The sequence below is a fragment of the Vibrio celticus genome, assembly GCF_024347335.1.
Lineage (GTDB): Bacteria > Pseudomonadota > Gammaproteobacteria > Enterobacterales > Vibrionaceae > Vibrio > Vibrio celticus.
In genome coordinates this window covers 793,813-808,898 of record NZ_AP025463.1, presented here as the reverse complement: position 1 = coordinate 808,898, position 15,086 = coordinate 793,813, and the positions used below count along the sequence as shown (strand labels likewise).

Genomic DNA, 15,086 nt, shown 5'->3' with positions numbered 1-15,086 from the left:
TATTATCATCGGCCGTTAATTAAAAAGGCTGTAACATGCGAGTTAAGTACAGCTGGGCTTTGGTATTACTACTTTCTGGTTGCCAATTAACTCAGTCAGAGAATCCAGACCAAGCTTCCGAGCAAACCAACACATCTCCTACTAAAGAAGTTTCTCAAGCGAACGTTTCATCAGAAGCAACAGCCAAAGAAGATCAAAAAGTTGAAGCACCTGTCGTTACTCCACAAACACAAGAAGATGTTTGGAAACGCATTGCGATGCAACTTGAAATGGAAGTGCCAGACCAAAAGAAGGTCGACTACTACCGAACTTGGTATCTCAAGCACCCGAGTCATCTAAAAACCGTATCAAAGCGTGCTGAACCTTTCTTGTATCTGATCACGACTAAGATTGAAGAAAAAGGCTTACCACTAGAATTGGCACTACTACCCGTTGTAGAAAGCTCTTTCGATGCGTTTGCCTACTCTCATGGCAGCGCTGCAGGTCTATGGCAATTCATTTCAGGCACTGGCAAAGACTACGGGCTTGAACAGAACTTTTGGTATGACGGCCGCCGTGATGTTGCCGCTTCTACCGACGCCGCATTGGATTTCTTATCAGACCTTAACCGACGTTTCGATGGCGACTGGAACCATGCGATTGCTGCCTATAACAGTGGCGGTGGTCGAGTAAACAGCGCAATCCGTAAGAACAAGAAGTTGGGTAAACCAATCGACTTCTTCTCTCTGGACTTACCAAAAGAAACCAGCAGCTATGTACCTAAACTGCTTGCTCTAGCTGATGTCATTGCCAATCAAGAAAAGTATGGCATCGATATCCCTGCGATCCCGAACAAGCCAGTGCTGACTCTGGTTAACCCTGAAGAACAGCTTGATTTAGCAATTGCTGCGAACTACGCAGGCATTCCTGTCAAAGAGCTTCAAGGCTACAACCCCGCTTATAACCAGTGGGCGACGGCACCAGAAAAACATCAGCAATTATTACTTCCTCTAAGCTCTGTTGAGAAGTTCAACAAAGAAGTGGCCGCCAATAAAGGCAAAGGCATGAAGTTGGTGCGTTACAAGGTTCAATCTGGTGACAGCATTAGCGTACTGGCAAGCAAATATAACACCACCAGCAAAGTGATCCGCTCTGCAAACGGTTTGAGCAACAACAATATTCGTATCGGCCAGCACTTACTTATCCCAACATCCACCAAAGACGACAAGACATACGCCCTAAGCGCCTCAAATCGCCTAGCAAGCACACAGTCGAAGAGTCGTGGTCAATATAAGCTCAGCCATACTGTAAGAAGTGGTGACAGCCTATGGACGATTGCACGCGCAAATAAGGTCTCTCACCAGTCACTGGCTAAATGGAATGGCATGGGACCACGCGACACGCTTAGAGTTGGTCAAGAACTGGTCATTTGGAAGAACGGTTCAGACGGCGCCATCATCCGTACGATCTTTTATAACGTGAGATCAGGTGACACAGTCAGCGGTATTGCATCAAAGTTCAAAGTAAAAAGTGCAGATGTTGTAAAATGGAACACTTTGCAGAACAAGAAATACCTACAGCCAGGACAAAAACTGAAGCTGTATGTTGATGTAACTAAGGTAAGTGTATGAACCCGTCAAGTAACCCACTCGTCATGCTGTTGGATATATTCCGTTCGCCAACAGCTTGTTTCTTAGCGCTTTATCAACGAAGTGCTTGGGGATGGCAACCCTACATCGTATTAATGCTCAGCCCATTTTTATTTTGGGGTGCTTATTTTTCGAATGTAGATTTTGCCTGGTTAAGTGCAGAGCTATCGCAGCAACTGGCTCAAACGAACCCTGACCAATTGGCGTTACTTGACAGCAATACCTTACTCGCAAGTGAGATCATCAGCGACGTATTTGGCCGAACGTTGACCATCGTTCTATTGGCATTCTGGTTTAACCTAGCAACCAAGCCAAGCCAACACCAACACAGCTTTTGGCGATGGTTTGCAGCGGCATCGGTTGTTATATTCCCAGCTGTTTTAGGTGATGTAGCAAGCTACGCAAGCCTGATACTCAAGCATGGACATGTGATGAACTACGCTGCCGACTTGAACAGCTTAAATGGCTTGATCAAGTTACCGCTAACTAATGATTGGTCACAGTTTGCTAGCTCATTACCACTGCTTCTGCCGTGGTACATCGTGCTAGGTTATGCTGCGGTATTAACGTGGACTGAGTTTGAACGCGGGCAAGCGCTTGTGATTTCAGGCTTACCATGGGTTGGCTACTACCTAATCTGGGCGCTCTACATTTTAATCTTTTAAGTTGAAGAGATAAGGCTAGCGAAAACTCTCTAGCCTATTGTTCCGTTAGATTTCCCAAGGTAACCACCGTGCGAATGGTTAAGCTCCAATGACTAATGACTATTTAGCCTTAAAGGTCACTCGCATAGGGTTGTGATCAGAAGCGTCCGTAATGGGCGCTTTTGCTTTTTCTACCTCTAGCCCTCGATAGAATACGTGGTCGAGCACCAGTCCTGTAATGAACTGAGTTCTGTTATCTGGCTCAAAGGTAACTTCCGTCAAACCAACCTTCTCCAACGCATCTTTCAATACAGCAAAGCGAGCTTCACTCCAGCTATTAAAATCCCCAGCAAAAATAACAGGTCCACGATACTTTTGCAGATTATCAGTTAAGCTCTTGAGCTGAGCCTCATAATCTTCCGTACCAAAGGTAAAGTTCACAGCGTGAATATTAATCACAGCCAGCTCTTCGCCATTGCTTAGTTGGTAACGCGACCAAAGCGCGGATTTAGGCAATTGAAGCCAAGGTTCTTCATGAGTATAAGCACAAGCTTCAATCGGCAAATGAGTTGCTAGGTTGAGTACCCCTGCACTTTGCTCAAACGCCTCAAACGCATTCACACGTGTGCTTCCCCACTGGCCGCTCGTTACCCATTGGCGAAGCCCTTCTGTCATACTCGCTTCTTGTAGCAAGACTAAATCGCTACCTGCTGACAGCTTATTTAACTCACTCTGCCAATTATTTCGGTTTTGCTTATAGATATTCCACACCGTAATGTCTAAGCCATCAGACACATCAATCGCTTTCGGTGCAGAGTTTTGGTAGCAACTGTAGATGTCGTTACTGGTACTTTGAGAGGAAGTGATCAGGTTGGGTTTATTCGGGATCACGAAGATAAAATGAAAACTAACGACAGCAAGCGTTATCAATAGCGTGATAAGAATGATGGTTTTCTTAAACATACAGCACCCTACCAGAAATGAAAAAGGAGCGATAAACGCTCCTTTTAGGGTAATAGTTTTTTTATACGGCGTCTTCGTCTTCTTCGCCAGTACGAATACGTACCACACGTTCAACTTCAGTAATGAAGATCTTACCGTCACCAATTTTACCTGTTTGAGCCGTCTCGATGATGGTATCAACACATTGGTCAGCCACTTCGTCGGTCACAACGATTTCTAGTTTCACTTTAGGTAAAAAGTCGACCATGTACTCTGCGCCGCGGTATAGCTCAGTATGACCTTTTTGACGTCCAAAGCCTTTAACTTCAGATACTGTCATACCCGTAATACCCACTTCTGCAAGTGCTTCACGTACATCATCAAGTTTGAATGGCTTGATAATGGCTTCAATCTTTTTCATGTTCATCCCTTAAACTGTGCGAATGGCTCATTATCGGTTAGCTATAGTAAACATTCAATGAAAAAAGCCAGAGCTTTGAAGCTCTGGCTCGAAATTTATCATCTTGTTTAATCAGCGCTTTGAGACGATTTTACTTAAGGCTTGCGTAGTAAGCGGCTAGATTCGCGATGTCTTCATCACTCAGCATTGAAGCTTGAGCCTGCATTACAGCGGCCAAACCACCAGTACGCTGGCCGTTCTTATAGGCCTTAATTGATGAAGCGATGTATTGCTCGTTTTGACCTTTAAGGTTTGGGTAACCTGGGATCACTGCGATACCATCTGCACCATGACATGCTGCACAGATTGCTGCTTTAGCTTGACCCGCAGCAACATCACCCGCCAGAGCGTTACCACTCAATAGTCCAAATCCAAGAACTAATCCTAGTGTAATTTTCTTCATTGCATATTCCATTAATTATTTTTATTAAAGTGACGGTAAATTGTGACACAAACTTTTTCTACTTGCTCCAAAGCGCTTCACAATCTTGACCTTCGTAGTTTTTATCTACGAATAAGCCTAAAACAGCGATCACTCGATCGCCATCAATTAATATCGGCGTTCTGCGTCTTAACCAACTGGGTACTTGGTACTCTTGAAACAACTTCTTAAGCTTCCTGCTATGACCGCGCCCAACAGGGTGTGCTGACAATCCCTCAGGGTTAAAGATCACTCGCAGTGTTCCTCTCGTTGTGTTGAGACTAAAATGTTGCGCATCACAGTGGTTAGATACACCATCACTCGCCGCTGAAGTTAAGTGTAGTTCCCCTAAACCGTCAGGCAAAACTAAGTTCTCTTCCATCGAGATATCACTTTGCCAGTTCGACAAGTCTTTGGTCTCTTTGACGACATAGAGCTGATGATTAAAACGTCTAACCTCAACCTCATTCAACACCAGCTTAGGGTTGGCGTCAGCCTGAGCGCATGCCACCTCATTCCATATAAGTTTGAGCTGCTTTTGGCTCGGCATCGGTTGATTGCAGAGACTCAGCCACATTCTTAGTAGGCGTGCACGCAGTAAATCAGAGTGCTGAGACAATGCCTCTATGCTCACGCTTTGACTTTGATCACCACCCAAAGCTTGCTGTAAGTGAGATTCTAGCAACTCATCTAGCAGCAACTCTTGCTCTGCACATAGCAGAGCGCTGCGACTGACCGACTCTCGGAAACTAGGCCAACGCTCGGTCAGTGCCGGAGTGACTTGATGACGAATAAAATTGCGGTCAAAGCGAACGTCTTGATTACTCTCATCTTCTACCCAAGTTAAAGCCATATCGCGCGCTGCCCCTTCAATATCCGTTCTCGTCACCGACAGCAGTGGGCGAACGATATAAGCATCAGCAGTAAACGGCATCACTTTCGCCATTGAAGATAGCCCTTTCGGACCACTGCCACGCTTAAGAGCTAACAAGAAGGTCTCGACTTGGTCATCGATGTGCTGGCCTGTCACTAACACATCACCTTGTCTAATATGCTTTTTAAAGGCTTGGTATCGCGCGTCTCGAGCCAGCTTTTCAACGCTTTCTCCACGGCTAATGTCTAGCGAGACTCGTTCAATGAACAAAGGTACCGACAAAGCATCACACCATGTTTGGCACTGCTCTGCCCAGTAATCAGCATTGTTGCTTAAGCCATGATGAACATGTACCGCACAGCACTCGATGTGATGGGACTTAGCGAATTGGGCAGCCAACTCCAACAAAACTCGTGAATCGACACCACCACTGAAAGCGACGAGCAATCGACAAGGCTTAAGCGCGCTTTGATCAAGTACAGATGTGAAGGTATCAATTAAGTGTGTCATGAGGCTAATAAACCAAGAGGTCGTGTGTGAAGAGATAATGTTTTAATAATAAAAAAGGGTTGGCACTGAGTCCAACCCTTTCATCATTTGTTCGTATAGCTAGCCTTATCACTAAGGCAAGTTATCAGCAGTAGCCGTAGCTCATTAGACGCTGGTAACGACGCTCAAGCAGCGTTTCGTTATCAAACTGCTCTAGCTCTTCTAGCTGTTTAACTAACATGTCTTTTATGTTCTGAGCCGTTTGTGCAGGGTCACGGTGCGCGCCACCTAGAGGCTCAGGAATGATTTCGTCGATAAGCTCAAGCTCTTTAAGACGAGGAGCAATCAGGCCCATCGCTTCAGCTGCTTGTGGTGCTTTATCTGAATCGCGCCATAGGATTGAAGCACAACCTTCTGGAGAGATTACTGAGTACGTAGAGTACTGAAGCATGTTCACGTAGTCACCAACACCAATCGCTAGTGCACCACCAGAACCGCCTTCACCCACAACGTTACAGATAACAGGAACTGAAAGGCCTGCCATAACTTTTAGGTTTTTAGCGATAGCTTCAGATTGACCACGCTCTTCAGCACCAACACCTGGGTATGCGCCCGCTGTGTCGATGAAAGTGATGATAGGCATGTTGAAACGCTCAGCGGTTTCCATTAGACGTAGTGCCTTACGGTAACCTTCTGGCTTTGGCATACCAAAGTTACGGATCACTTTCTCTTTAGTCTCACGACCTTTCTGGTGACCAATAACCATAACAGGACGGCCATTTAGACGAGCCATACCACCCACAATCGCTTTGTCGTCAGCGTAAGCGCGATCGCCCGCCATCTCTTCAAACTCTGTGAACGCATGCTCCAGGTAATCTTTGGTGTAAGGACGTTGAGGGTGACGAGCAAGTTGAGCTACCTGCCATGCACCTAAGTCACTAAAGATTTTCTGTTTAAGCTCTAAGCTTTTTTTCTCTAGTTGTTCGATTTCTTTGTCTAGATCTACCGCTGTGTCACCACCGTGACGCGAAACGTCACGTAGCGCTTCGATTTTTGCTTCAAGTTCAGCGATAGGCTTTTCAAATTCTAGAAAGTTCAGGCTCATCTATGAATCCTTGTTGATTCAGCTCCGCATTCGCGAAGCTAAATTTTAGTTAAATTCGAGTTCTACTTGGCTATTTCCAAGCAGCTGTTTTAATTCGTCTAGTAATGTATCACTTGGCGTCACGCGCCATTCTGTGCCCAATGTTAACCGCGCTCTAGCGTCGGCACGCTGGTAGTATACATTGACTGGGACCGTTCCGGCTCTATAAGGTTCTAAGATTTGACTAAAGCGTTCAAAAAATTGACCGTTAATTTGGGATTGGTCGATAGATATCGACACCCCACGAGCATATTTCTCACGGGCGCTTCCTAAGTCCATGACCTCGCGCGCGGACATTTTAAGCCCGCCATTGAAATCATCAAAGCTGACCTGTCCGGAAACGACCACAATTTTGTCTTTTTCGAGCAATTCTGCGTAGCGATCGAGCGCATCCGAGAACAACATCACTTCCATTCGGCCCGATCGATCATCAAGTGTCATCAGACCGATTCGCGTACCGCGCTTCGTCGTCATTACTCTCGCAGCAATCACCAAACCGGCAATCGTTAGTGATTGGTCACGACGCGTTGGTGTAGCGTCTTTCAAACGACAGCTGGTGTATTTCGCTAACTCTTTGATGTAAGCGTTAACCGGGTGACCCGTTAAATACAAGCCAAGCGTTTCACGTTCACCCTCAAGCCAAACCTTCTCAGGCCATTTAGGCACTTGGGTATACTTGTGCTCAACCTCTTCCGGAGCGTCGGTCAACACGCCAAACATATCAGATTGACCAAAAGACTCGGCATGGTGATGTTGACTCGCAGCCTTCACCGCATCTTTCAAAGATGCCATCATTGCCGCTCGGTGAGGACCTAATCTATCTAAGGCTCCGGATAGAATCAACTTTTCGATAACACGTTTATTAACCTTCTTCAGATCAAGACGTGCACAGAAATCGAATAAGTCTTTAAAGTAACCGCCTTTGTTTCGCGCTTCAATGATCGCTTCAATAGGACCTTCACCGACCCCTTTTATCGCACCGATGCCATAAACAATCGCGCCATCTTCATCCACGTTGAAACGGTATAAACCTGAGTTGATATCTGGTGGTAAAAGCTTGAGCTTCATACGGAAACATTCATCAACAAGGCCGATAACCTTCTCGGTGTTATCCATATCCGCCGTCATTACCGCAGCCATAAATTCCGCTGGGTAGTGCGTTTTCAGCCATAGCGTTTGATAAGAAACCAGTGCGTATGCTGCGGAGTGAGATTTGTTAAAGCCGTAGCCCGCAAATTTCTCTACCAAGTCAAAGATCTTCATGGCCAGCTCGCCATCAACACCATTGGCTTCAGCACCCTCTTTAAAGGTACCACGCTGCTTTGCCATCTCTTCTGGTTTTTTCTTACCCATCGCACGACGCAACATATCCGCTCCGCCAAGCGTATAGCCAGCAAGGATCTGTGCGATTTGCATTACCTGTTCTTGATACAGGATGATGCCGTACGTCGGTTCTAGCGTCTCTTTCAGCGATTCGTGTTGCCACGTTTCATCAGGGTAAGAAACCGCTTCACGGCCGTGTTTACGGTCGATAAAGTTATCTACCATGCCTGATTGCAGAGGACCCGGACGGAACAGGGCTACCAATGCGATGATATCTTCAAAACAGTCAGGCTGTAGACGTTTGATCAGGTCTTTCATACCACGCGATTCGAGCTGGAATACCGCGGTGGTTTCAGAGTTTTGTAATAGGTTAAATGACGCTTGATCATCCAGAGGGATCGACTCGATACGAACCGGCTCTTTACCCTCTTTCTTCAGGCGAGGGTTTACGAGGCCCAACGCCCAATCGATGATGGTCAGGGTGCGTAGACCCAAGAAGTCGAACTTAACCAAACCAGCGGTTTCAACGTCATTCTTATCGAATTGCGTTACCGGGAAGTTACCTTCTGCGTCGGCATAGATTGGCGCAAAATCGGTGATCGTGGTGGGTGAGATAACAACACCACCCGCGTGCTTACCGGCATTTCGCGTACAACCTTCAAGGATGCGACACTTATCAATCAGCTCACGAACTTCTTCATCGCCATCGTAAAGCTCTGGCAATGCAGGTTCAGCAAGGAATGCTTTCTCTAGCGTCATACCCGGATCTGGCGGTACAAGCTTTGAAATTCGATCGACGAAACCAAACGGGTGGCCCAATACACGGCCTACATCGCGGATTACCGCTTTTGCCGCCATGGTACCAAAGGTGATGATCTGAGATACCGCATCACGACCGTACATCTCAGCCACGTGATCAATAACTTGGTCACGCTTATCCATACAGAAGTCGATATCGAAATCGGGCATGGAGACACGTTCTGGGTTCAAGAAACGTTCGAAAAGTAGATCGTATTCAAGTGGATCGAGATCGGTGATATCCAATGCGTAAGCCACAAGAGAGCCGGCACCAGAACCACGGCCAGGACCTACTGGCACATCATTGTCTTTTGACCATTGGATGAACTCCATTACGATCAAGAAGTAGCCAGGGAAACCCATGTTATTGACAACTTCGAGCTCTATCTTAAGTCGCTCATCGTATTCAGGTCTGCGTTCAGCACGCACTTTTTCGTCAGGGAATAGGAACGCCAAACGTCGTTCAAGACCTTCTTCAGATTTCTTGATCAAGAAGTCTTCAATCGCCAAACCTTCCGTAGGGAAGTTAGGTAGGAAGTACTCACCTAGACGAACGGTCACGTTACAACGCTTGGCAATCTCAACACTGTTCTCTAGCGCTTCAGGGATATCTGAGAACAACTCACACATCTCTTCTTCACTGCGTAGATATTGCTGCGCGCTGTAGTTCTTAGGGCGACGAGGATCGACCATAGTGAAGCCGTCATGGATCGCCACGCGGATTTCATGAGCATCAAACAGGTCTTCAGTTAGAAAAACCACTTCGTTGGTTGCGACAACAGGCAAGTCTTCTTGCTCAGCCAGTTCCAACGCAAAGTGCAGGTAAGACTCTTCATCCGGTCGTCCGGTACGAATCAGTTCCAAGTAAAAACGATCGGCGAAGTACGTTTTGTAAAACTCGACGCTGCTTGCCACCAACTCACGGTTGCCTTTCAGTAACGCCTTACCAATCTCACCTTCTTTGGCACCCGATAGAATAATCAGGCCTTTGGCATTCTCAATCAACCACTCTTTATCGATAACAGGCTGATGCTGTACATGACCACGAAGGTAAGCTTTTGAGATAAGCAGCGTTAGGTTGTTATAACCTTTATTGTCCGTTGCAATGACGGTGAGCTTGGTTAGCTCGTCACCGAATTCCGGAGACTGCATCAAGAAGTCAGCACCAATAATTGGTTTAACCCCGCACCCATGAGCAGTACCGTAAAACTTCACCAAACCACACAGGTTGGTAAAGTCGGTAAGTGCTAGAGCAGGCATACCCATTTCAGCGACTTTTTTAACTAATGGCGGTACCTTAGAGAGGCCATCCACCATAGAAAAGTCACTGTGTACGCGTAGGTGAACAAATTTTGGATCTGACATTATTTTTCCTGAGTTCTAGACCGGAGCCTAGGATTACAACTGAGTGTATTCTATTTTTTTCTACTGCTAGTAAGCAAATTTATTCGAAGCCCGGCTCTAGTTAACATAAAGCTCTAATCTAGATAGAGCTTAGTCAATGCCAAGAATGCGTTTGACTGGCTTAAAGCTCTTACGGTAATGCTCGGTTACGCCATGTTTTTCAATCGCTTCGAAATGCGCTTTGGTTGGGTAACCTTTGTGTTTAGCAAAACCAAATTCTGGATGCAACTTGTCGAGTTCTTCCATCTCTTGGTCACGAACCACTTTAGCGATAATAGACGCTGCACTTATCTCTGCTACTCGTAAATCGCCCTTTACAATAGCCAGACCGTCCATTGGCAGTTCAGGAACACGGTTACCATCGATCAGTGCCATGTCAGGCTGAATGCTCAACCCAGCGATAGCGCGCTGCATAGCGACCATCGTCGCTTGCAGAATATTCAGCTCATCAATTTCTTGTGGCGAACAACGACCAACAGACCATGCCAAGGCTTTCTCCTTGATTTCAGGAAGCAGAGCAAGACGCTTTTTCTCAGACAGTTTTTTTGAATCGTTTAAGCCTTCGATTGGATTATTTGGATCTAGGATAACCGCAGCAGTCACCACATCGCCTACCAATGGCCCACGACCTACTTCATCCACACCAGCAAACAACTGGTAGCCTTGCGGATATTCAAATGGAGGAAGCTCTTTTTTCTCTTTTACTGCCATGACAATTCTCTTTGTAACTTATAAGTCAGTGCTTTCTGAGGCTGCACTTTATGATTCAACAAACTCTCGACCAATCAATTTCAGTACTGCGTTGGCGGCTTGCTTATCAGCATCTTTACGAATCCAGTGATGCATCTCGTTAAAACGTTCGATCAATGCACTGTTGTCGGCTGATAGCATTTTGTCGACAGATGGGAACAAGAAGTCTGGGTGGCATTCCTCAAGAATATGCTCTTTCACGATCTCTTCACCGGCCAAAATATTCGGCAATGACACAAACTCAGTGATCGCCAATTTCTTAACAATGTAACCCGTCAGCTTATTTACTTTGTAACCAACCACCATAGGGCGTTTAAGCAACATACATTCGAGAGCCACGGTACCTGAAGCCAGAAGCACAGAGTCAGCAGCGGTAATCACGTTGGTTGCCGTATCTTCGACTAACGTGAATTCAAGCTCAGGCGCTGTTGTTTGCCAGATTTCGGTAAACTGTTTTTTACGCTGTTCATTCACGAGCGCAACAACAAAATTGATGTCAGGGTATTTTTGCTTAATGCGCTGGCACGTTTCGATAAATGGTTGAGCGATCAACCCCATCTCACCACCTCGACTGCCCGGCAATACGGCTAACCACTGTTTGTCTTGGTCTAAGCCTAACAGCTCACGTGCATCTTGTTTACTTGGTTCTAAAGGAATTGCGTCTGCCAGCGTGTGGCCAACAAATTCACAGGCAACGTTGTATTTATCGTAAAACGCTTTCTCGAATGGCAGGAAGGCCAAAACCAAGTCGGTTGCTTTGTCGATTTTAAAGATACGCTTGGGACGCCAAGCCCACACTGAAGGGCTCACGTAATGGACCGTTTTAATGCCTGCGTTCTTAAGATCAAGTTCAAGTCTTAGGTTGAAATCAGGTGCATCGATACCAACAAACACATCTGGTGGGTTTTGAGTGAAATACTTAACCAACTCTGCTTTTACTTTTAGCAGACGAGGTAAACGGCCAAGTACTTCAACTAAGCCCATGACAGCTAGCTCTTCCATCTCGAAAAGAGACTCACAACCAAGCGCCTTCATTTTGGGTCCGCCAATACCGACGAATTCAGCATTCGGGTACTGTAATTTGATTGCTTTGATAAAACCTTCACCAAGCGTATCACCAGACAGTTCGCCGACAACAATGCCTACGCGCAATGGTTCATTCGAAACGAAGTCCGAGCTATTGGTTGCTGCTTCTTGCTGTGCCATAGTTTTCCAATTCCCTTGTTGCCTAAAACAAAAAAGACCGCCTAACGAGTAGCGATCTTTTTGTTATACCATTCTGATGAAGTAATTATTGTCATACTCACATTGATTGGTACATAACCACATCGAGTATTAACGAATAATACCGCGCTCAGAGTTCTCTAGCATTTCAAGCATAGGCGCTACCGAAGTAAACTCTTTTGCCATTTCAACTAAAGCTGCTTTCGCTTCTTCAAGTGTTTTACCTGAACGGTATAACTCTTTGTACGCTTTCTGTAGTGCACGAATTTCAGGTTTTTCAAATCCGTTACGCTTCAAGCCCACTAGGTTAAGACCGAATGGAGCCGCGTGGTTACCCTGTGCAAGTACGTACGGCAGTACATCTTGAACAACTGCAGAACAGCCACCAATGTATGCGTAAGCACCAATTGAGCAGAATGGGTGAATAGCAGAAAGTGCCATAACACCAGCGTAGTCGCCAACCGTTACGTGTCCGCCAAGAATAGCGTTGTTACCAATGTGAGTATGGTTACCAACAATAACATCGTGCGCTACGTGAGCATTAACACAAAGTAGGTTGTCATCACCAATTACAGTGGTTGCTTTGTCTTGAACCGTACCACGGTGAATTTGAACCGCTTCACGAATTACGTTGCGATCACCGATCACAACCGTCGTGTCTTCACCGCCGTATTTCTTGTCTTGGTTTTCTTCACCAATAACAGCGTGTGGGAATATGCGGTTTTCTTTGCCAATGGTAGTGTGACCTTTGATCACAACGTGAGACATGATTTCTGTGTCGTCACCAATTGTCACGTTACCTGCAATGTAAGTGAAAGGCCCAACCGTCACGTTAGCACCGATAGTTACATCACCTTCGATTACTGCTGCCGGGTGAATTTTCGCTGTTTCATGAATCATATTAAAACTCTCTACGAGCACATTTAAGTTCTGCTGAACATGCAACTACGCCGTCAACTTTAGCAACACCGTTAAACGATGCGATGCCGCGACGTTCTTTTAAGAATTCAACTTCGATAACCAGTTGGTCACCTGGTACTACTGGCTTACGGAATTTAGCTTTATCTACGCTAGCAAAGTAGTACAACTCGTTGCCAGAAGGCGCACCGAAAGATTTGAATGCTAGAAGGCCTGTTGCTTGTGCCATTGCTTCTAAGATCAACACGCCTGGGAATACAGGAAGCTGAGGGAAGTGGCCTGTGAACTGAGGTTCGTTAACAGAAACATTCTTAATTGCGGTCAGTGTTTTTTCTTTTTCAAAGCTAGTCACACGATCAACCATTAAGAATGGGTAGCGATGAGGTAATAGTTCCTGAATTTCAGTAATGTTCATCGTTGTCTGTTCAGTAGTCAAAGTCGTATTCCTATGTATATTTTTTATTTAATTAGAAGGATTATAAACGAAAAAGACTCGCTGTACGCGAGCCTTTTATTAGAAATGCTGGAATTATGATTCCGCGCTCTTCTCAATAAGTTTTTCAACGGTTTTCAAACGCTTGTTCATTTCATCAATACGATGAACGCGCGTTGCTGTCTTACGCCAATCTTTATTTGGCTGTAAAGGTATACCCGAAGAGTACATGCCTTTCTCAGTGATGCTGCGCATTACCATTCCCATTCCGGTAATCGTAACGCCGTCAGTAATTTCAATGTGACCATTAATCACACTACCACCACCAATAATACAGTACTTACCTATCGTCGTGCTGCCTGCAATGATAGTACCACCTGCAAGAGCTGAACCATATCCGATGTGAACATTGTGAGCAATCTGAAGCTGGTTATCTAGGATAACGTTGTCTTCAATGATTGTGTCATCTAATGCGCCGCGGTCGATGGTAGTACACGCGCCAATTTCTACGCGGTTACCGATGCGAACCGAGCCGACTTGCGGGATCTTAACCCATTCGCCTTTCTCGTTCGCATAACCAAAGCCATCAGAGCCAATAACAGTACTTGATTGGATCAGACATGCTTCACCAATCACCACTTCATGGTAAACACTTACGTTAGCCCACAGCTTAGTGCCTGCGCCAATTTTTGCATTTTTACCAATAAAGCAACCAGCACCGATGATCACATCGTCACTAAGTACTACACCAGACTCAATCACAGCGTTCGCGCCAATAGACACATTTTGTCCAATAGTTGCATCGCTAGAGATTGAAGCAGAATCAGCAATAGCCGCTGCGGGTGCAGGAGTAGTATCAAGCGCTTGAGCAACCTTAGCAAAAGCAACGTAAGGGTCACTAACCACAATAACGTTGGTCTTACACAATTCGCGCTCACTCTCTTTAACCATAATAGCGGATGCTTTACAGTCACCTAGATGCTTGCTGTACTTCACGTTAGAAAGGAACGTAATGTTACCTTCTTGCGCTTTATCCATAGGAGCGACTGCTGAGACGGTAATCGTACCGTCTCCGTGTAGCTCTCCCCCAGTAATCGTTGCCAATTCGGCTAAAGTCAGGTTCTTCATAAAACTTATTTCAGTGATTTAATTACTTGCTCAGAGATGTTGTATTCAGGCTTACCGTATTGTAGAGCTTGAATATCAACGATCATGTCGTAGCCTTCTTTCTCTGCAACTTTAGTTACAGCATCTTGAATCACTTTGAACAGCTTCTGCTTCTCTTGTGCTTCACGACGTTGACTTGCTTTTTCTAGTGCTTGAGCTTTGATTTTGTACTTGCTGTCTAGTTGGCCTACTTCGATACGAAGCTTCTCAACTTCTTCAGGACCTAGCAGCTCGCCATCACGCTTAAGTTTTTCAATCTTCGTTTTTGCTTCAGCTTGAATGCTCTGTAGCTCAGCCGCTTTATCTTTGAACTCTTCCTGCATTTTTTGAAGAACAACTTCACGCTGAGGTAGAGCCTGGAATACTTGTGCAGTGTTTACATAACCCACTTTTTGCGCAGCTTCAGCAGCTGTTGCAAAGAAAGAAGAGCTAAGAACTACAAGGCCTAAACCTGCTGCTTTAATCAT

14 protein-coding genes are annotated in these 15,086 nt (G+C 45.6%); 2 read left to right on the top strand and 12 right to left on the bottom strand.

Annotated features, from left to right (window positions below):
* Window positions 1–35 precede the first annotated feature (35 nt).
* Together OCV19_RS03850 and OCV19_RS03845 are read left to right on the top strand one after the other, a co-directional pair.
* Complete coding sequence (locus OCV19_RS03850) at window positions 36–1,610, top strand: LysM peptidoglycan-binding domain-containing protein (RefSeq protein ID WP_065675245.1); 1,575 nt, start codon at window positions 36–38, stop codon at window positions 1,608–1,610.
* Window positions 1,607–2,293, top strand: coding sequence for a YIP1 family protein (locus OCV19_RS03845; RefSeq protein ID WP_065675244.1), 687 nt, complete (start codon window positions 1,607–1,609; stop codon window positions 2,291–2,293). Before OCV19_RS03850 ends, OCV19_RS03845 begins: the two co-directional genes overlap by 4 nt.
* A gap of 99 nt (window positions 2,294–2,392) precedes the next feature.
* Here the strand turns inward: OCV19_RS03845 and OCV19_RS03840 are convergent, their stop codons facing one another.
* The 12 genes from OCV19_RS03840 to OCV19_RS03785 all read right to left on the bottom strand — a co-directional run bounded on the left by OCV19_RS03840 (window position 2,393) and on the right by OCV19_RS03785 (window position 15,086).
* A complete protein-coding gene (locus tag OCV19_RS03840; RefSeq protein WP_065675243.1) occupies window positions 2,393–3,235 on the bottom strand; it encodes an endonuclease/exonuclease/phosphatase family protein in 843 nt (280 codons plus the stop codon).
* Window positions 3,236–3,296: 61 nt separating this feature from the next.
* On the bottom strand, window positions 3,297–3,635 hold the full coding sequence (glnB, locus tag OCV19_RS03835; protein WP_017063373.1) for a nitrogen regulatory protein P-II: 339 nt from the start codon (window positions 3,633–3,635) through the stop codon (window positions 3,297–3,299).
* 130 nt (window positions 3,636–3,765) lie between these two features.
* Window positions 3,766–4,089: a c-type cytochrome gene (locus OCV19_RS03830; protein ID WP_019821619.1), complete on the bottom strand. Its 324-nt coding sequence runs from the start codon at window positions 4,087–4,089 to the stop codon at window positions 3,766–3,768.
* A gap of 46 nt (window positions 4,090–4,135) precedes the next feature.
* Window positions 4,136–5,479 (bottom strand): tRNA lysidine(34) synthetase TilS, encoded by a 1,344-nt coding sequence (gene tilS, locus OCV19_RS03825; RefSeq protein WP_065675242.1) that lies wholly within the window; start codon window positions 5,477–5,479, stop codon window positions 4,136–4,138.
* Between the two features lie 124 nt (window positions 5,480–5,603).
* Window positions 5,604–6,563: an acetyl-CoA carboxylase carboxyl transferase subunit alpha gene (gene accA / locus OCV19_RS03820; RefSeq protein WP_065675241.1), complete on the bottom strand. Its 960-nt coding sequence runs from the start codon at window positions 6,561–6,563 to the stop codon at window positions 5,604–5,606.
* 45 nt (window positions 6,564–6,608) lie between these two features.
* Window positions 6,609–10,088, bottom strand: coding sequence for a DNA polymerase III subunit alpha (gene dnaE, locus OCV19_RS03815; RefSeq protein ID WP_065675240.1), 3,480 nt, complete (start codon window positions 10,086–10,088; stop codon window positions 6,609–6,611).
* A 129-nt stretch (window positions 10,089–10,217) separates the two neighbouring features.
* Entirely contained in the window at window positions 10,218–10,838 is a 621-nt protein-coding gene (gene rnhB, locus OCV19_RS03810; protein WP_065675239.1) for a ribonuclease HII, read from the bottom strand.
* 48 nt (window positions 10,839–10,886) lie between these two features.
* Window positions 10,887–12,083, bottom strand: a complete 1,197-nt coding sequence (gene lpxB / locus OCV19_RS03805; protein ID WP_065675238.1) for a lipid-A-disaccharide synthase — start codon at window positions 12,081–12,083, stop codon at window positions 10,887–10,889.
* A gap of 129 nt (window positions 12,084–12,212) precedes the next feature.
* Window positions 12,213–13,001, bottom strand: a complete 789-nt coding sequence (gene lpxA, locus OCV19_RS03800) for an acyl-ACP--UDP-N-acetylglucosamine O-acyltransferase (protein WP_017632525.1) — start codon at window positions 12,999–13,001, stop codon at window positions 12,213–12,215.
* Window position 13,002: 1 nt separating this feature from the next.
* Complete coding sequence (fabZ, locus tag OCV19_RS03795) at window positions 13,003–13,455, bottom strand: 3-hydroxyacyl-ACP dehydratase FabZ (protein ID WP_065675237.1); 453 nt, start codon at window positions 13,453–13,455, stop codon at window positions 13,003–13,005.
* Window positions 13,456–13,548: 93 nt separating this feature from the next.
* Window positions 13,549–14,580, bottom strand: coding sequence for a UDP-3-O-(3-hydroxymyristoyl)glucosamine N-acyltransferase (gene lpxD / locus OCV19_RS03790; protein ID WP_048606667.1), 1,032 nt, complete (start codon window positions 14,578–14,580; stop codon window positions 13,549–13,551).
* 5 nt (window positions 14,581–14,585) lie between these two features.
* On the bottom strand, window positions 14,586–15,086 hold the full coding sequence (locus OCV19_RS03785; RefSeq protein ID WP_017063367.1) for an OmpH family outer membrane protein: 501 nt from the start codon (window positions 15,084–15,086) through the stop codon (window positions 14,586–14,588).

Coding starts and splice junctions, on each gene's coding strand:
- OCV19_RS03850 (WP_065675245.1), top strand. CDS start 36: ATGCGAGTTAAGTACAGCTGGGCTTTGGTATTACTACTTTCTGGTTGC.
- OCV19_RS03845 (WP_065675244.1), top strand. CDS start 1,607: ATGAACCCGTCAAGTAACCCACTCGTCATGCTGTTGGATATATTCCGT.
- OCV19_RS03840 (WP_065675243.1), bottom strand. CDS start 3,235: ATGTTTAAGAAAACCATCATTCTTATCACGCTATTGATAACGCTTGCT.
- glnB (WP_017063373.1), bottom strand. CDS start 3,635: ATGAAAAAGATTGAAGCCATTATCAAGCCATTCAAACTTGATGATGTA.
- OCV19_RS03830 (WP_019821619.1), bottom strand. CDS start 4,089: ATGGAATATGCAATGAAGAAAATTACACTAGGATTAGTTCTTGGATTT.
- tilS (WP_065675242.1), bottom strand. CDS start 5,479: ATGACACACTTAATTGATACCTTCACATCTGTACTTGATCAAAGCGCG.
- accA (WP_065675241.1), bottom strand. CDS start 6,563: ATGAGCCTGAACTTTCTAGAATTTGAAAAGCCTATCGCTGAACTTGAA.
- dnaE (WP_065675240.1), bottom strand. CDS start 10,088: ATGTCAGATCCAAAATTTGTTCACCTACGCGTACACAGTGACTTTTCT.
- rnhB (WP_065675239.1), bottom strand. CDS start 10,838: ATGGCAGTAAAAGAGAAAAAAGAGCTTCCTCCATTTGAATATCCGCAA.
- lpxB (WP_065675238.1), bottom strand. CDS start 12,083: ATGGCACAGCAAGAAGCAGCAACCAATAGCTCGGACTTCGTTTCGAAT.
- lpxA (WP_017632525.1), bottom strand. CDS start 13,001: ATGATTCATGAAACAGCGAAAATTCACCCGGCAGCAGTAATCGAAGGT.
- lpxD (WP_048606667.1), bottom strand. CDS start 14,580: ATGAAGAACCTGACTTTAGCCGAATTGGCAACGATTACTGGGGGAGAG.
- OCV19_RS03785 (WP_017063367.1), bottom strand. CDS start 15,086: ATGATTAAAGCAGCAGGTTTAGGCCTTGTAGTTCTTAGCTCTTCTTTC.